This window comes from Sphingomonas sp. SORGH_AS_0789 (assembly GCF_031453055.1).
In the GTDB taxonomy this organism is placed as follows: domain Bacteria; phylum Pseudomonadota; class Alphaproteobacteria; order Sphingomonadales; family Sphingomonadaceae; genus Sphingomonas.
On sequence record NZ_JAVIYV010000001.1, the window covers coordinates 635,514 to 653,057 of the forward strand.

Genomic DNA, 17,544 nt, shown 5'->3' on the forward strand with positions numbered 1-17,544 from the left:
CCGCACTCCATCAAGAGGGTCTTCATGCGCCTTTTCCGTGCCGCGCTCCTGCTCGGCGTCGCCGCCCTTCCCTCGCTGGCGGGGGCACAGACTGCCACTTCTGCGCGCACGGAAAGCGTGAAGCCGATCGCCTTCACCACGCGCACCCTGCCCAACGGGCTGCGCGTCTATGCCATTCGCGACACGACGACGCCCAATGTCTCGGTCCAGGTCTGGTACGATGTCGGGTCGAAGGACGATCCCAAGGGCCGCTCGGGCTTTGCGCACATGTTCGAGCATCTGATGTTCAAGGCGACGCGCAACCTCGTCCCCGAACAGATGGATCGCCTGACCGAGGATGTCGGCGGCTATAACAACGCCTCCACCGCCGACGACTATACCAATTATTTCGAGGTGGTGCCCGCCAACCACCTGCAACGCCTGCTCTTCGCCGAGGCGGACCGGATGGCCGCGCTGGTGGTCGAGCCCAAGAGCTTCGCCAGCGAGCGCGACGTGGTGAAGGAGGAACTGCGCCAGCGCACCCTCGCCCAGCCTTATGGCAAGCTGTTCTCCATCTATTATCCCAAGCTGGCCTATACCACGCATCCCTATGCGCGGCCGGGCATCGGCAGCCTGGAGGAACTGGAATCGGCGGGTATCGACGATGTCCGCGCCTTCCATGCGACCTATTACCGGCCCGACAATGCCGTGCTGGTCGTGTCGGGCAATTTCGACCCTGCGCAGCTCGACCGCTGGGTCGACCAGTATTTCGCGGGCATCAAGCGCCCCGCCGGTCCGATTCCGCGCGTGACGGTCGCAGAACCAGCGCGGACGGCGGCGGTGTCGCGCACCGCCTATGACGCCAATGTGCCGCTGCCTGCGGTCCTCATCAGCTATCACATCCCGCCCGAGCGAAGCGCCGACACGCCCGCGCTGATGGTGCTGAACGCGATCCTGTCGGCGGGCGAAAGCTCGCGGCTGTACGAGACCCTGGTGTATCGCGACCAGCTGGCGCAGTCGGCCGCGACCTTCCTCGACACCAAACAGTCGACCGGCAACCTCGTCGCCTATGCGATGATGGCCAGCGGCAAGCCGGTGGCCGAGGGCGAGGCCGCGCTGAAGCGCGAGATCGCCCGCCTGCGCGACCAGCCCGTCAGCGCGACCGAACTGGCCGAGGCGAAGAACGAACTGCTGACCAGCGCGCTCAAGCAGCGCGAGACGGCCGAGGGCAAGGCCAGCCTGATCGCCAACAGCGTCATCGTCGATGGCGATCCCCATGCCGCCGATCGCCAGATCGCCGCGATCCAGACGGTGACCGCCGCCGACATTCAGCGCGTGGCGCGCGCCTATCTGAAGGATCAGCAGAGCGCGACGATCCGCTACCTCCCCGACTCGGACCGCCCGGCCAATGTCCGGGAGATGCCGATCGAACTGGCGCCGACCGTCCAGACCGCCGCGCTGACCCCGCCCGCCGACATCCCGGTCGTGACCCCGGCCCCCGAGGGGCAGCGCATCCTGCCCCCCGCCCCCGGCGCGCCGATCGCGCCCGTCCTGCCCCAGCCGGCCGAGACGCGGCTGGCCAATGGCGTGCGCGTCGTGACGGTCGAGCGGCACGACCTGCCGCTGGTCACCGCCTCGCTGGTCGCGCTGGGCGGCGCGGCGACCGATCCGACCGGCAAGGCCGGGGCGAGCAGCCTGTCCGCCGAGCTGATGACCAAGGGCACGACGACCCGCTCCGCCACGCAGATCGCGCGCGCGGTCGAAAGCGTCGGCGGATCGATCGCCAGCAGCGCCACCGATGACGGCGCGACGATCGACCTGACCGTCCCCTCGGCGCAGATCGACACCGCGATGACGATCCTGGCCGATGTCGCCACCCACCCGGCCTTTGCCGCCGACGAGATCGAGCGCGCGCGCACCCAGTCGATCGACGGGCTGAACGTGGCGATGAAGAACCCGGCACAACTGTCCGCGATGGTCGCCGACCGGGTGGTGTACGGCTCGCGCGCCTATGGCCAGCCCCTGTCGGGCACGCCCGCCTCGCTCAAGGCGCTGACCCGCGCCGACCTGACCGCCGCCTATGCGCGCAGCTGGAAGCCCGGACAGGCCACGCTGCTGCTGGTCGGCGACATCACCCCGGCGCGGGCCCGGCAGGTGGCCGAGCATTATCTGGGCAACTGGCGCGCGCCCGGCGCCACGGCCGCCGCGCCACGCCCGGCCGAACTCGCCTTCCCCGCGCCGCGCGTCGTCGTCATCGACATGCCCGATGCCGGACAGGCCGGGGTCGTCGTGGCCCGCCCGGGCATTCGCCGGGCCGACGATCGCTATTATCCACTGGCGGTCGCCAATACGGTGCTGGGCGGCGGCTTCTCCTCGCGGCTCAACCAGGAAATCCGCATCAAGCGCGGGCTGGCTTACGGCGCGGGCAGCTCGGTGGCGACCGGGCGCGACATCGGCCTGATCTCCGCACGGACCCAGACCAAGAACCCCTCGGCGGCCGAGGTGGTGGACTTGATCGATGCCGAGATGCGCAAGCTGGGCAGCGAGCCGGTGCCGCCCGCCGAGCTGGCGGCGCGGCAGGCGGTGCTGGTCGGCGGCTTCGGCCGGACGGTCGAGACCACCGACGGCATCGCCGACATCCTGGCCAGCTATACGCTGCAGGGCGTGCCGCTGGGCGAGCTCAGCCATTATATCCCGCGCGTCCAGGCGGTCGATCCGGCGGCGGTGCAGGCGACCTCGGCCAGCCTGCTCGATCCCAAGGAGGCGAGCATCGTGGTGGTCGGCGACGCCAGGCAGTTCCTGCCCGCGCTACGCCAGGCGCATCCGGATGTGGAGGTGATCCCGGCGGCGGCGGTCGATCTCGACACCCCCAAATTGCGTTGAGGCCAAATCCTTAACCCCAAGCGTTATAGCGCGCTGAAAAGCCACGGGATGGGAAGGACGGCGGCGCGTTGCGGGTGGCGAGGCGGACAGTAAGGCGGTTGGTGCAGGCATGGTTCGCCATGCTGGGCCTGATGCTGGCCGGGGGGCTGATGCTCGCCGCCCAGGCCGCCTGGCGACGCGGGGACGGGGCCGCGCCCCGGCCGTCTCGCGCGCCGGTCGCGCCCGCGCCCGTCATGGCGCCGTCCCGCCCCCTCCCCGCCTCCGACGGCAGCACCGGCACCGTCGCGCTGCCCAGCCTGCCCATCCCGCCCGGCGCGGTCCTGGCGGACAGCGGCGTGGTCGCCGCCCAGCCCTTTCGCTGGGGCCGGGCGACGGTCGTGGACCGGGCCCGCGCGATGCAGTGCCTGACTGCCGCCATCTATTACGAAGCGGGCGGCGAGAGCATCGATGGGCAACGCGCGGTGGCGCAGGTCGTGCTCAACCGCGCGCGCCATCCCGCCTTTCCCGCCAGCGTCTGCGGCGTCGTCTATCAGGGGGTGGAACAAGCGCATTGCCAGTTCAGCTTCGTCTGCGACGGAGCGCTGTCGCGAACGCCCGCCGTGGCGGGCTGGGCACGCGCGGCGCGGATCGCGGCGGCGGCGCTGGCGGGCAGCGTCTATGCGCCGGTCGGGCTGGCGACCCATTATCACAGCTTCGCGGTCGCCCCAGGCTGGAACCGCGCGATGGTGATGACCGACATGGTCGGCGCGCATCTCTTCCATCGGTGGAAAGGCTATTGGGGCACGGCGGCGGCGATGAACCGCAGCTATGCCGGGGGCGAGGTCGTGCCGGTCCTGCCGTCCGCGCGAAGCAAAGCCCCGGCCGAGCCGGTGATCGCGCCGCCGACCATGGCCGTGCCGCCGCTTCCGGCGTCCGCGAGCCCGGTCGCGACACCGCCCCGACCGACGACCGAACCGCCCAGGGCCGCGCCCGCCGGCGATACCGGCATCAGCGATCGGCTGGCGACGTCGGGTCAGATCCTCGACAAGTGGAAGGACAGCGGCCGCCCGCTGCCGCCCCGCGACTGACCGCGCCCGAAGCGACGGGCGCGGTCTTGCTCACCGATCAGCGGCGATGGTTGCGGTCATGCTTCTCGAAGCGGACCTGGCGGCTGAGCACCGCATAGCGACGGTCGAGATCGTTGCGCTCCGACATGCTCAGGCCCCCGCCCGAGCGGCGATAGCGATTTTCCAGCCGGTCGAGCTGGCGGAGCTCGCCCCGCAGCCGATCCGCCTCGCGACGGTTGAGCGCCCCCGAACGGATGCCCTGGTCGATCCGCCCCTGAAGCTGGCCCTGACGCTGGGCGATCGGGGTCCAGCGCTGCGCATCGGCGACGGTCGGAACCGCGATGGTGGCGAACCCCAGGGTCGCGAGGATCATGGCTTTCATAGCGTTACTCCCATAACAAGCGGGCGAATACTGGCCCGATCCGCAATATGGGTGGCGCTGATCCCAAAGCTATCGCAACCACCCCGCGAATATGTCGCCAAGTGTCGCAATTCGTTCGACTTTGTTCATCTTCCTTGGCCTCAGGCCGCCCCCGCCAGCTCGCGGATGCGCGCGACGATCGCCTCTTCCAGCCGATAGATGTCGGTCAGCGCCGCGACCGGATGGCGTGTCTCGACCTTGCCCTCGAAGGTGCCGACATAGCGCGTCGTCGGGCTGTTGAAGTGCAGCCGGACCAGCGACTTGCGGTTGTTATCGTCGAGCAGCACCGCGCAATAGGATTTGGAGTCGCGGATCACCACCCGCTCCGGGTCGACATGCCGCGCGGCGATCGCCTGGACGATGCGAAAGCCCGCAATCTCGTCCTCGGTGGTGATGATCCCCGAGCCCTCGGACATATCGTCCGACGCGCCCTCCTCGATCATGTCGGGGATCGGATTGGCGACGTTGAGCGCCGAGGTCAGTCGCTCGTTCACCCGGTCGCGGATCAGCGTCGCGATCGAATTGGTCAGCGCGGCGTGATATTGCTCCTTCATCGCGGCATTGGCGCGGCCGTTATAGAGGCGCGCCATCATCATCCGCACGAAATCCTCCGAAGGATGCGCGAACTCCTTCTCCAGTTCGATACGCAGCAGCGACTGGAGCTTCAGCCGCCCGGCCTCGGCGATGATCAGGTCGATGTCGAACGACGCCTTGGCGAAACGCTCCAGGATCGCCGGATCGGTGCGCCGGATGCCGTCCATTGTGAAGACGAAGAACGGCTTTTCGTCCATCTTGTTGGGCTGTTCGGTGTCGGAATAGAATTGATAGACGACCCCGTTGGTCAGGATCGCCACCCGTGCCTCGGTCGTGGAAAAATACCGATAGAGTTGCGAGGCGTGCTTCAGGTCGAGTTCGATCGAGGAGGGCTTGCACTCGATCAGGATGGCCAGCTTGCCGTCGATCGCCAGTGCGTAATCGACCTTCTCGCCCTTCTTGATGCCGACATCGGCGGTGAATTCCGGGATCACCTCGGCCGGGTTGAACACGTCATAGCCCAGCGCCTGGATGAAGGGCATGACCAGCGCGGTCTTGGCCGCTTCCTCCGTCAGCAGCAATTCGCGGTGCTGCGCGGTCCGCTTTTCCAATTCGACCAGCTTCGTCGCCAAATCCATCGCCATCCCCATGCCTTGATGGGCGACAGCGTAGGCGAGGCGGGTGTGAAAAGGCCGGCCAGTCGCATCCGAAACGGAGGCGACCGACCGGCCCTTGATCGATCAGTACTTGCGATCAGCGGCAGCGGACATTGTTGCGCTCGATCGCACGGCCCGCCAGTGCGCCGCCAGCGGCACCCAGCAGCGTTCCCAGCGTCTGCGACCCGCCCGAGGTTATCGCCGCGCCCAGCGCGCCGCCCGCGATACCGCCGACGATCAGGCCGGTGGTGCCGTCGTTGCGGCGGCAATAATAGCGACCGTCCTGACCGACATAGACGCGGTCGTTGGCGCCCAGGCGGCGTTCGCGATAGCGGCTGTTGTCGACATAATAGCGGTCGGCATAATAGCCGCCATAGGCCGGGTCGGGCCGGTCGTAATCATAGGCGTAGCGCGGGCCGCCATAGCCCCCGCCCAACCCGCCGCCATAGGTCGAGCAACCCGAAACCAGCGTCGCGGCCGCAATCAGGCCGAGTGTCAGTGCACGCATCACATCCTCCCTTATGGGTGATGTGGGGTAATCGCTTTGATGCGACAAAAGTTGCGATATGTTAAATTGGTTTTGCCGCGTGGGGGCGGGGCTGTTTACGGGATGTCGGGGCGTGCACTTCGACTTCGCTCAGTGCGATCGGGCTGGGTCGCCAAGCCCCTTCCCATCCCCCACACTCCGTTCAGCCTGAGCGTAGTCGAAGGCCAAGGGAAACCCCGTCCCAATCCGGGGACGGCAAAACGCTCCCTGCCGGAGATACCCACCCAAGTCCTGCCGCGATCGATACAAATCCCACATACCATCTAAGCGAAGGCCGGAATCCAGCTGGGCGGGCATGGACGAATTGCCTCACGCGTCCCGCGACTGGACCCCGGCCTCCGCCGGGGTGGCGCGGAAAGCAGCAAGCAACAGGCTGCCCCCTTCCCCATACTGGCATGGTTCCCTCCAATACTGGGGAGAGTTGCGATATGTTAAATCGGTTTGCCGCGTGGGGGCGGGGCTGTTTGCGGGATGTCGGGGCTTGCACTTCGACTTCGCTCAGTGCGAACGGGCTGGGTCGCCAAGCCCTTCCCATCCCCAAACCTCCGTTCAGCCTGAGCGAAGTCGAAGGCCAAGGGAAAACCCGTCCCGCTCCCAGTGCGCCAAAGACGCCCCTGTCGGACAAGATGTCCAAGCAAGTCATGCCGCTATTAGCGCCCCCCACCATCCCGGCGAAGGCCGGGATCCAGTTGGGCGGACATTGATGCTTTGCCCTACGCGTCCCGCGATTGGCCCCCGGCCTTCGCCGGGGTGGTGCGGAAAGGAGCAAGCAACAGACTGCCCCCTTCCCCATACCGGCATGGTTTCCCTCCCCATGCCGGGGGGATCGCTATTCCGCCGCCTGCGCCTGCCCCTTGTCGAGCAGCGGCTTCAGATACTTCCCCGTGAAGCTGCGCGGTTCGGCGGCGACCACTTCGGGCGTGCCGACCGCGACGATCTCGCCGCCCTTCACGCCGCCTTCGGGGCCGAGGTCCACGATCCAGTCGGCGGTCTTGATGACATCGAGATTATGCTCGATCACCACCACCGTATTGCCCTGTTCGACCAGCGCATGGAGCACTTCGAGCAATTTGCGGACGTCCTCGAAGTGAAGCCCCGTGGTCGGCTCGTCGAGGATGTAGAGCGTGTTGCCAGTCGCGCGGCGCGACAATTCCTTCGCCAGCTTCACCCGCTGCGCCTCGCCGCCCGACAGGGTCGTCGCCTGCTGGCCGACCTTGACGTAGCCTAAGCCGACCTCGACCAGCATCGCCATCTTGTCGCGGATCGGCGGCACCGCCTGGAAGAATTCGGCGGCGTCCTCGACGGTCATGTCGAGCACATCGGCGATCGAGTGGCCCTTGAACTTCACCTCCAGCGTCTCGCGATTGTAGCGCGCGCCGTGGCAGACGTCGCACGTCACATAGACGTCGGGCAGGAAGTGCATCTCGATCTTGAGCACGCCGTCGCCCTGGCATGCCTCGCACCGGCCGCCCTTGACGTTGAAGCTGAACCGGCCGGGCTTGTACCCGCGCGCCTGCGCCTCGGGCAGCCCCGCGAACCAGTCGCGGATCTGGGTGAAGGCGCCGGTATAGGTGGCCGGGTTCGACCGGGGCGTGCGGCCGATCGGCGACTGGTCGATGTCGATCACCTTGTCGAGATGTTCGAGCCCGCTGATCTTCTCATGCTTGCCCGCCAGGATGCGCGCGCCGTTCAGCGTGCGCGCGGCGGCGGCATAGAGCGTGTCGATGGTGAAGCTCGACTTGCCCGACCCCGATACGCCGGTGATGCAGGTGAAGGTGCCGAGCGGAATGCTCGCGGTCACGCCCTGAAGGTTGTTGGCGGTCGCCTTGTGCACGGTCAGCTTCTTGCCCGAACCCTTGCGGCGCTTGGCGGGCACCGCGATCTCGCGCGTGCCGTTGAGGTAATCGGCGGTGACGCTGGTCTTGGACTTGAGCAACTGCTTGAGCGTGCCGTGCGCGACGATCTGGCCGCCATGCACGCCCGCCCCCGGCCCCATGTCGATGACATAGTCCGCGGTGCGGATCGCATCCTCGTCATGCTCGACCACCAGCACGGTGTTGCCCAGGTCGCGCAGCCGCCGCAGCGTCGCCAGCAGCATGTCGTTGTCGCGCTGGTGAAGCCCGATCGACGGCTCGTCCAGCACGTACAGCACGCCCGACAGGCCCGAGCCGATCTGCGACGCCAGGCGAATCCGCTGGCTCTCGCCACCCGACAGCGTGCCGCTGGTCCGGTCGAGATTCAGGTAATCCAGCCCGACATTGTTCAGAAAGCCCAGCCGCTCGACAATCTCCTTCAGGATCGGCTGCGCGATGGCGCGCTGCTGGTCGGTCAGATGTTCGGGCAGGCCGGTGAAGAAGGCCAGCGCGTCCACCACCGACAGGCGAGTCGCGTAAGAGATGTCCTGCATCGCGACCTTCACCGCCCGCGCCTCGGGCTTCAACCGCGCGCCGTGGCAAACTTCGCAGGGCTGCGACGACTGATAGTTGGACAGTTCCTCGCGCATCCAGGCGCTCTCGGTCTGGAGCATCCGGCGGTTGAGGTTGCCGATCACACCCTCGAACGGCTTCTTGACGTCATAGGACTTCTTGCCGTCGATGAAGGTCAGCGTGACCGCCTTGCCCTTGGTGCCATGCAGGATCACCTCCTGCACCTTGGGGTCGAGGTCCTTCCAAGGCGTCTCCAGCGAGAAACCGAACTCGCGCGCAAGGCTGCCCAGCACCTGCATATAATAGGGGCTGGGCGGGTTGGACTTGGCCCAGGGCACGACCGCGCCCTTCTTGATCGACAGCTCATGATTGGGGACGACCAGATCCTCGTCGAAGATCAGCTTCTCGCCCAGGCCGTCACAGGCCGGACACGCCCCCTGCGGCGCGTTGAACGAGAACAGGCGCGGCTCGATCTCGGAAATGGTGAAGCCGGAGATCGGGCAGGCGAATTTCTCCGAGAATACGATGCGGCCATCGGGCGCATTGTCGCCCAGCACCGCCGACTTGGGCGTGTGCGGCTCGACCGGATCGGCGGGGTCGACATAGGCCAGGCCATCGGCCAGCTTCAGCGCGGTCTCGAAACTGTCGGCCAGGCGGGTTGCAATGTCCTCGCGCACTACCAGACGGTCGACCACCACCTCGATGTCGTGCTTGAACTTCTTGTCGAGCGCGGGCGCCTCGTCGATCTCGTAGAGCTGGCCGTCGATGCGGACGCGGGTGAAGCCCGCCTTCTGCCACTCGGCCATTTCCTTGCGATATTCGCCCTTGCGGCCGCGCACCACGGGCGCGAGCAGATAGAGGCGCGTGCCCTCGGGCAGCGTCATCACCCGGTCGACCATCTGGCTGACCGTCTGCGCCGCGATCGGCTCGCCGGTGGCGGGGCTGTAGGGGATGCCGACGCGCGCCCAGAGCAGGCGCATATAGTCGTAGATCTCGGTGACCGTCGCCACGGTCGAGCGCGGGTTGCGGCTGGTCGTCTTCTGCTCGATCGAGATGGCGGGCGACAGCCCCTCGATATGGTCGACGTCCGGCTTCTGCATCATCTCCAGGAACTGGCGCGCATAGGCCGACAGCGACTCGACATAGCGGCGCTGCCCCTCGGCATAGATGGTGTCGAAGGCGAGCGAAGACTTGCCCGACCCCGACAGGCCGGTGATCACCGTCAGCGTGTCACGGGGAATGTCGATATCGACATCCTTGAGATTGTGCTCGCGCGCGCCGCGGACGGAAATCTTGGTCAGCATGAGGCAGGTTCTACTTCTGTTCCGGAGAGAAGGCCAGAGGCGAGATAGGAAGCGACAGGCCCCATTGCGAGGGGCGGTTTGGGACGGGCTTGCAGGAACGCCGGAGCTTCGCCCATGATCCCCTTGAAAAGCCGGGGGCTTGGCAATTCCCGCGCTTTGCATGATACACTGTCTCATTTCCGAGGGGGAGCGTTTCCATCTTGTCCAAGACCCTGCACCTGTCCGCCCTGTTGCTGCTGGCCGCCCAGACGACGCCTGCCCTGGCGCAAAAGGCCGAGAAGACCGAGACCAAGACCACCGAGACCAAGGACGACGACAGCAACCGTCCGCCGCTCCCCGCCGACAGGACGATCACGCAAAGCGCGCGGATCGGCGGCCGGGTCGTCACCTACAAGGCGACCGTGGGCACGATCCCGGTGCGCGACGACAAGGGCAAGGAGATCGGGCAGGTCGTCTATACCGCCTATACCGTGCCCGGCGGCGACGTGCGGCGCCCGGTGACCTTCGCGTTCAACGGCGGGCCGGGCGCGTCGTCGGTCTATCTCAACATGGGCGCGGTGGGGCCCAAGCGCGTCCCCTTCGGCGCGCAGGGCGATGCACCGTCCGACGCGCCGGTCACGACCGACAATCCGAACAGCTGGCTGGACTTTACCGACCTGGTCTTCATCGACCCGATCGGCACCGGCTTCAGCCGCAGCCTGGTGGACGAGGCGGAGACCAAGAAGGCTTTCTACGCCAACGACCCGGACATCAAATATCTGTCCAAGGTCGTCTATGACTGGCTGGTCAAGGAAGGCCGGTTGCGCTCGCCTAAATATGTGATGGGCGAAAGCTATGGCGGCTACCGCGCGCCGCGCATCGCCTATGAGCTTCAGTCGCAGATCGGCGTCGGGGTCAACGGGCTGGTGATGGTGTCGCCCTATCTCGACCCGGCGTCGGGCGACGACGCCACCGCGCTGTCGCCGCTGCCCTGGATGATCGACCTGCCCTCGATGGCGGCGGCCCAGCTGGAGCGGCAGGGCAAGCTGACCCCCGAGGCGATGGCGGGCGTCGAGGCCTATGCCCGCGGCGATTACCTGCGCGACCTGATGCGCGGGCGGTCGGACACCCAGGCGGTCGACCGGCTGGTCAGCCGCGTCACCGAGCTGACCGGTCTCGACCCCGCGCTGGTCCGCCGGCTGGGCGGGCGGATCGACACGCGGACGTACTTGCGCGAGATTCACCGCAATGATGCGACGATCGGCAGCATCTACGACTCGAACGTCACCGCCTTCGACCCCTTCCCCTGGTCGTCGCAGCAGCGGTCCAACGACCCGCTGCTCGACTCGCTGATCGCGCCGACGACCAGCGCGATGGTCGATTTCGTGACGCGCGAAGTGGGCTGGAAGACCGATGCGCGCTATCATGCGCTGTCCTATGAGGTGAACAGCGCCTGGGATCGCGGCAAGCCCGACGACACCCCCGTCACCGACCTGCGCAAGGCGATCGCCAACGATCCCAAGATGAAGGTGATGATCGTCCATGGCTGGGACGACCTGTCCTGCCCCTATTTCGCGTCGCGGCTGATCGTCGACCAGATGCCGAGCTATGGCGTGGCGCAGCGGGTGCATCTGAACGTCTATCCGGGCGGGCACATGTTCTACAGCCGCACCGACAGCGGCGCGGCGTTCCGGCGCGATGCGATGGCGATGTACGGGGGATAAGTCTTGCATCCGATCTGGATGTTTACCCCAAAATCCCCACGGCCGTTCACGCTGAGCGAAGTCGAAGCGCACGTCCGGCGGGTTCCCGTTTCCCTTGGCCTTCGACTTCGCTCAGGCTGAACGGAACGAGGGATTGGGCGAAACCGGTTCCAACTTTGCTTTGCCCTTTTGAAATCCTCCCGATGATCCCCATCGGGAGGATTTCGATTCATGGCGACCCCGGCGGCGATCGAGGCGTTCATCCGGCGCTGGCAGGCATGCGAGGGCGGGGCGGAGCGCGCCAATTACGCGCTGTTCCTGACCGAGCTGTGCGCGATCCTAGGCGTCGCCCCGCCCGACCCCGCCCACGCGACCAGCACCCGCAACGACTATGTCTTCGAACGAGCGGTCGTCCTGCCCGGCGACGAGGACCGGCGCGGGCGGATCGACCTCTACAAGCGCGGCTGCTTCGTGCTGGAGGCCAAGCAGAGCCGCGAGGGCCTGGGCGCGAAATCGCTCGCCGCCGAGGGCCCGCTGCTCCCCGGCCTGCTCCCCGACGGGGCGGGCACCGCGCCCCGGTCGCGGCAATGGGACATATTGATGCGCCGCGCGCGCGAACAGGCCGAGCAATATGCCCGCGCGCTGCCCGTCGATCATGGCTGGCCGCCCTTCCTGATCGTGGTCGATGTCGGCCGGGTGATCGAGCTGTTCGCCGACTTTTCGGGCCAGGGGAAGCATTACAAGCAATTCCCCGACCGCGCCCGCTTCCGTATCGCGCTGGACGATCTGCGCCGCGAGGAGGTGCGCCAGCGGCTGGCGGCGATCTGGGACGCGCCGCATTCGCTCGACCCGACCCGCCATGCCGCCGCCGTCACCCGCGACGTGGCGACGCGGCTGGCCAGCATCTCCAGGCTGCTGGAGGAGCGCGGGCATGAGCCGGAGGGGGTGGCGCTGTTCCTGATGCGCTGCCTGTTCACCATGTTCGCCGAACATAGCGGGCTGCTGCCCGCCGGGGGTTTCGTCACCCTGTTGTCCGACGCGCGCGAGCGGCCCGATGCCTTCGTGCCCTGGATCGAGGATCTGTGGCATTCGATGAACCGGGGCGGCGAGGCCAATGTGCTGCGCTGCGCGGTGCGGCGGTTCAATGGCGGGCTGTTCCACACCGCCGACGCCCTGCCCCTCAACCGCGAGGAGATTGGCGAGCTGCTCGCCGCCGCCAGGCGCGACTGGCGCGATGTCGAGCCCGCCATCTTCGGCACGCTGCTCGAACAGGCGCTCGATCCGGCGCAGCGGCGGCGGCTGGGCGCGCATTACACGCCGCGCGCCTATGTCGAGCGGCTGGTGACCGCGACCGTCATCGCCCCCTTGCGCGACGACTGGGCGCAGGTGCTGAGCGCGATGGAGAATGAACGCGCCGACAATCCCCGCGCTGCCGTCCAGCGGGTGCGCGATTTCCATCGGCGGCTGGCGGCGATCCGCGTCCTGGACCCCGCCTGCGGCACCGGCAATTTCCTCTATGTCACGCTCGAGCTGATGAAGCGGCTGGAGGGCGAGGTGCTGGAGGTGCTGGCCGAGCTGTCGGGCGAAGAGATACTGCATCTGGATACCGAGACGGTGCACCCGCGCAATTTCCACGGGATCGAGGTCAACGCCCGCGCCGCCGCCATCGCGCAGCTGGTGCTGTGGCTGGGCTATATACGCTGGCAGCTGCGCAATGGCGGGCAGGTGTCCGACCCGGTGCTGGAAGATGTCCAGTCGATCGTCACCGCCGACGCGCTGCTCACCCCCTCGGGCCAGCGGACGCCCTGGCCGGAGGCGGAGTTCATCGTCGGCAACCCGCCGTTCATCGGCGGCAAGGACCTGCGCGGGCGCTTGCCCGAGGGCATGGCGGAGGCGCTGTGGCGCGCCTATCCCAAGATGCCGCGCGCCGCCGATTACGTCCTCTATTGGTGGGACCGCACCGCGCAGGCGCTGGCGGCGCGGGATACGCCGCTGATCCGCTTCGGCTTCGTCACGACCAATTCGATCACCCAGACCTTCGGCCGCCGGGTCATCGCCCGCGCGCTGGAGGGTACGCCACCGCTGTCGATCCTGCTGGCCATCCCCGACCATCCCTGGACCAAGGCGACACCCGATGCCGCGATGGTGCGGATCGCGATGACGGTCATGGGGCGCAGCACGGTCGACGGCCGACGCCTGCGCATCGCCGGGGAGAGCGGGCTGGACAGCGACACGCCCGACATCCGCTTCGCCGAGACGGTCGGGCGGATCAATGCGGACCTGTCGGTGGGAACGGACGTGACCCAGGCCCGGCCGTTGCTCGCAAACCAGTGGCTATGTTCGCCCGGCGTGAAACTCCACGGCGCGGGCTTCATCGTGTCCCCGGCCGAGGCGGGGATGCTGGGGCTCGGCCGCCGCGAGGGGCTGGAACGGCATATCCGCCCCTATTGCCACGGCCGCGACCTGACCGCGCGGACGCGCGGGGCCATGGTGATCGACCTGCTCGGCCTGTCCGAAGCCGAGGTGCGCCAGCGCTTCCCCGAGGTCTATGGCCATGTGCTGCGGAGCGTGAAGCCCGAGCGCGACGGCAATGCACGGGCGACCTATCGCAACCAATGGTGGCTGTTCGGCGAACCCCGCCGCGAGCTGCGCCCCGCGCTCGATGGCCTCTCGCGCTATATCGCGACCGTCGAGACGGCCAAGCATCGCATCTTCCAGTTCCTGCCCGCCGACACCCTGCCCGACAACAAGCTGATCTGCATTGCCACGGCAGACAGCGACGTCCTGGGTATCCTGCAATCCTCGACCCATGAGGCATGGTATCTCGCGAACGCAGGCATGCTGGGGGTCTATGACCAGCCTGCGGTCTATGTGAAGACGACGAGTTTCGACCCCTTCCCCTTTCCCGATGCCAGCGACCCCGCCCGCCGGGTCATCGCCGACCTCGCCGAGGAACTCGACGCCACGCGCAAGCGCATCCTGGCCGAAACGCCCGACCTGACCCTGACCGGCCTGTACAATCTGCGCCACCGGCTGGTCGCAGGGGACAGGCTGACCGCCGGGGACGAAGCGCTTCGCCGCCGGGGGTCGGTCGACCTGATCGCGCGGCTGCACGACCAGATCGATGCCGCCGTCATCGCCGCCTATGGCTGGCCCGCCGCGATCCCGGCGGCGGAGATGGTCGCGCGGCTGGTCGCGCTCAACGCGCAGCGCCGGGCGGACGAGCGCGCCGGCCATGTTCTGTGGCTGCGCCCCGACTTCCAGAGCCGCCGCGCGGGCGCGACCCCGCTCGGCCCGACCGAACGGGCGCTGCCGCTCGCCGAGCCCGCCCCGGCCAAGCCCAGCTTTCCGCGCGACCTTGGCGGGCGGATCGCCAGCGTCTTCGCGCTGCTCGGCACCGACCGCCCCTTGTCCGCCGCCGCCATCGCCCGGCATTTCGCGCAAGGCCGCCAGGTCGAGCGCGCGGTCGTCGCCGCGCTCCAGGGCGCGGTGCGGCTGGGCTATGTCGCGCAGGGGCCGGAGGGCTATCGCCTGCGCCGGGTGGCATGAGCCGCCGATCCACGCTAGAGCCGCAACCGTATACGAAACGGAGCGAGTGACATGGCAGGGATGATCGGCGGATCGACGGCGGAGCGCGAACTGGCGGAGCTGTCGCCCTGGGCCAACCCCGCGCCGCCGATCGATGCCACCGAACGCGCCCGCCGGATCGCGCGCGCCCGCACGCTGATGGTCGAGACGGGGGCCGATGCGCTGCTGATCGGCGCGGGGGCATCCTTGCGCTATTTCACCGGCGTCGCGTGGGGCGCGACCGAGCGGCTGGTCGCGATGCTGTTGCCGGTCGCGGGCGATCCGATCTTCATCTGCCCCGGCTTCGAGCTGGGCTCGTTCGAGGCGAGCCTTGCCATCCCCGCCACCGACATCCGTCTGTGGGAAGAGGATGAAAGCCCCTCCGCGCTGGTCGCCGATGCGCTGGCGGCGATGGGGGCCAGGACGCTCGCCATCGATCCCGCCATGGCGTTCCTGTTCGTCGACCGGATCCGCGCCGCCGCGCCCGGCGTCACGCTGGTCAGCGGCGCGGCGGTCGTCGATGGCTGTCGGATGATCAAGTCGCCCGCCGAGATCGCGCTGATGCAACAGGCGATGGACATGACGCTGGAGGTGCATCGCCGCGCCGCGCGCATCCTGCACGAGGGCATTCGCGCGTCGGAGGTGATCCGCTTCATCGACGAAGCGCACCGCGCGCTGGGCGCATCGACCGGCAATTATTTCTGCGCGGTGCAGTTCGGCCGCTCGACCGCCTTTCCGCATGGACTGCCGCAGGACGACGTGCTGCGCGACGGCGACGTGGTGCTGGTCGACACCGGCACGCTGATCGACGGCTATCATAGCGACATCACCCGCACCTATGCGTTCGGCGATGTCGGCGATGAGGTCCGTCGCATCTGGGACATTGAGAAGGCAGCGCAGGCCGCCGCCTTCGCCGCCGTCCGGCCGGGCGCGCCGTGCGAGGCGGTCGATCACGCCGCGCGCGCGGTGCTGGAAAAGGCGGGACTGGGGCCCGACTATCGCCTGCCCGGCCTGCCGCATCGGACCGGGCACGGCATCGGCCTGTCGATTCACGAGCCCGCCTATCTGGTGCGCGGCGACCGGACGCCGCTGAGCCCCGGCATGTGCTTTTCCAACGAGCCGATGATCGTCGTGCCGGATCGCTTCGGCGTGCGGCTGGAGGATCACTTCTATGTCACGGAGACGGGTGCCGCCTGGTTCACCGAGCCGCAGCCCGCGATCGACGATCTGGGGTGAGGCGCGAGCCCGGCTGAGGCCGGGATTGGTTCACGCGAAGGCGCGAAGACGCGAAGGATTTTGTTCGCGCGGAGACGCGGAGGCGCGGAGATGGTCGCCCGCGCGGCAGCGCTCTGGAATCAGCAACGGGTGGAGATTGGAGGGCCGCTAGCGCGGCAAGTCCCTCCACCTCCGCGTCTCCGCGCGAACCTCTTCTTCTTCGCGTCTTCGCGTGAAAATCGCCTCAGACGACGGTGAACCCGGCCCAGAAAGGGTCCTCGCGATCGATCCAGATCGTGTTGAAGCCCGTCGCCACCGCCGAGCCCTGGATCGACGGCACGATCGCCGCCTGCCCGCCCAGTTCGGTCTCCGCCTCGACCCGGCCGATGAAGCGGCTGCGGATATAGCTTTCGTGGACGAAGCGATCGCCGACGCGCAAGCGCCCCTTGGCCGCCAGATGCGCCAACCGCGCCGAGGTGCCGGTGCCGCACGGGGAACGGTCAATCGCGCGTTCGCCATAGAAGACCGCGTTGCGCCCATCGGCATCCTCAGCCGAGGGCTTGTCCGCCCAGAGCACATGGCTGACCCCCCGGATCGAGGGTTCGAGCGGATGCACCGGCTCGAACTTCTCGCGCACCAGCTCGCGGATCGTGCGGCTGAGTTCGACCAGCTTCGACGCACCCAGATCGTCCAGCCCGGTATAGGCCCCCTGCGGCTCGACGATGGCGTAATAATTGCCGCCATAGGCGACATCCAGCGTCAACGGGCCGAAGCCCGGCACGTCGATTGCGATGCCCTCGGCCGCCAGATAGGCGGGGACGTTGCGGATGCGGACCGCCGTGACCTTGGCGCCCTCCTTCTCATATTCGATATGGATGGTGCCCGCCGGCACCTCGACCTTCAGCCTGCCCGGCTCGCGCGGGGTGATGAGGCCGTTTTCCAGGCCGAAGGTGATCATGCCGATCGTGCCGTGCCCGCACATGGGCAGGCAGCCGCTGGTCTCGATGAACAGGATCGCCGCGTCGCTGTCGGGCTCGCACGGCGGATAGAGGAAGCCGCCCGACATCATGTCATGCCCGCGCGGCTCGAAGCACAGGCCGGTGCGGATCCAGTCGAAGCGTTCCAGAAAGTCCAGCCGCCGCTCGGCCATGCTGCTCCCGCGCAACAGCGGCGCACCGCCCGCGACCAGCCGGACCGGATTGCCCGCGGTATGGCCGTCGATACAGAAAAAGGTGTGGCGGATGGTCGGTGACGTCATCGGGATTCCCTTGCTAGGAAATCCGT

Annotated in this window: 10 protein-coding genes; 5 read left to right on the forward strand and 5 right to left on the reverse strand. The window is 67.8% G+C overall.

The window, feature by feature from the left end; genetic code table 11:
* Positions 1-24 precede the first annotated feature (24 nt).
* On the forward strand, positions 25-2,862 hold the full coding sequence (locus QE360_RS02970; protein ID WP_309699161.1) for a pitrilysin family protein: 2,838 nt from the start codon (positions 25-27) through the stop codon (positions 2,860-2,862).
* Positions 2,863-2,963: 101 nt separating this feature from the next.
* Positions 2,964-3,929, forward strand: a complete 966-nt coding sequence (locus QE360_RS02975; protein ID WP_309699163.1) for a cell wall hydrolase — start codon at positions 2,964-2,966, stop codon at positions 3,927-3,929.
* 37 nt (positions 3,930-3,966) lie between these two features.
* Here QE360_RS02975 and QE360_RS02980 read toward each other — a convergent pair whose 3' ends face one another.
* The 4 genes from QE360_RS02980 to uvrA all read right to left on the reverse strand — a co-directional run bounded on the left by QE360_RS02980 (position 3,967) and on the right by uvrA (position 9,796).
* The gene (locus QE360_RS02980; protein ID WP_309699165.1) at positions 3,967-4,281 is read right to left on the reverse strand and encodes a hypothetical protein; all 315 of its coding nucleotides are present in this window, start codon (positions 4,279-4,281) and stop codon (positions 3,967-3,969) included.
* A 149-nt stretch (positions 4,282-4,430) separates the two neighbouring features.
* Complete coding sequence (locus QE360_RS02985) at positions 4,431-5,501, reverse strand: type I restriction endonuclease (RefSeq protein WP_309692751.1); 1,071 nt, start codon at positions 5,499-5,501, stop codon at positions 4,431-4,433.
* Between the two features lie 115 nt (positions 5,502-5,616).
* A complete protein-coding gene (locus tag QE360_RS02990; RefSeq protein ID WP_309699167.1) occupies positions 5,617-6,027 on the reverse strand; it encodes a glycine zipper 2TM domain-containing protein in 411 nt (136 codons plus the stop codon).
* Positions 6,028-6,895: 868 nt separating this feature from the next.
* Positions 6,896-9,796 carry an excinuclease ABC subunit UvrA gene (gene uvrA / locus QE360_RS02995; RefSeq protein WP_309699169.1) on the reverse strand — a complete coding sequence of 967 codons (2,901 nt, stop codon included), beginning with the start codon at positions 9,794-9,796 and terminating at the stop codon, positions 6,896-6,898.
* 200 nt (positions 9,797-9,996) lie between these two features.
* Between uvrA and QE360_RS03000 the strand changes: the two genes are divergently transcribed.
* The 3 genes from QE360_RS03000 (at position 9,997) to QE360_RS03010 (ending at position 16,281) form a co-directional block, all read left to right on the forward strand.
* Positions 9,997-11,499 carry a S10 family serine carboxypeptidase-like protein gene (locus QE360_RS03000; RefSeq protein ID WP_309699172.1) on the forward strand — a complete coding sequence of 501 codons (1,503 nt, stop codon included), beginning with the start codon at positions 9,997-9,999 and terminating at the stop codon, positions 11,497-11,499.
* Positions 11,500-11,709: 210 nt separating this feature from the next.
* The gene (locus tag QE360_RS03005; RefSeq protein ID WP_309699174.1) at positions 11,710-15,027 is read left to right on the forward strand and encodes a DNA methyltransferase; all 3,318 of its coding nucleotides are present in this window, start codon (positions 11,710-11,712) and stop codon (positions 15,025-15,027) included.
* A 51-nt stretch (positions 15,028-15,078) separates the two neighbouring features.
* A complete protein-coding gene (locus tag QE360_RS03010; protein ID WP_309699176.1) occupies positions 15,079-16,281 on the forward strand; it encodes a Xaa-Pro peptidase family protein in 1,203 nt (400 codons plus the stop codon).
* Between the two features lie 223 nt (positions 16,282-16,504).
* Here QE360_RS03010 and QE360_RS03015 read toward each other — a convergent pair whose 3' ends face one another.
* Positions 16,505-17,518 (reverse strand): 4-hydroxyproline epimerase, encoded by a 1,014-nt coding sequence (locus QE360_RS03015; protein WP_309699178.1) that lies wholly within the window; start codon positions 17,516-17,518, stop codon positions 16,505-16,507.
* Positions 17,519-17,544: the final 26 nt, after the last annotated feature.

Bases quoted from the DNA above. Each gene is read 5' to 3' on its own strand.
- QE360_RS02970 (WP_309699161.1), top strand. From the start codon at position 25: ATGCGCCTTTTCCGTGCCGCGCTCCTGCTCGGCGTCGCCGCCCTTCCC.
- QE360_RS02980 (WP_309699165.1), bottom strand. From the start codon at position 4,281: ATGATCCTCGCGACCCTGGGGTTCGCCACCATCGCGGTTCCGACCGTC.
- QE360_RS02985 (WP_309692751.1), bottom strand. From the start codon at position 5,501: ATGGATTTGGCGACGAAGCTGGTCGAATTGGAAAAGCGGACCGCGCAG.
- QE360_RS02990 (WP_309699167.1), bottom strand. From the start codon at position 6,027: ATGCGTGCACTGACACTCGGCCTGATTGCGGCCGCGACGCTGGTTTCG.
- uvrA (WP_309699169.1), bottom strand. From the start codon at position 9,796: ATGCTGACCAAGATTTCCGTCCGCGGCGCGCGCGAGCACAATCTCAAG.
- QE360_RS03005 (WP_309699174.1), top strand. From the start codon at position 11,710: ATGGCGACCCCGGCGGCGATCGAGGCGTTCATCCGGCGCTGGCAGGCA.
- QE360_RS03010 (WP_309699176.1), top strand. From the start codon at position 15,079: ATGGCAGGGATGATCGGCGGATCGACGGCGGAGCGCGAACTGGCGGAG.
- QE360_RS03015 (WP_309699178.1), bottom strand. From the start codon at position 17,518: ATGACGTCACCGACCATCCGCCACACCTTTTTCTGTATCGACGGCCAT.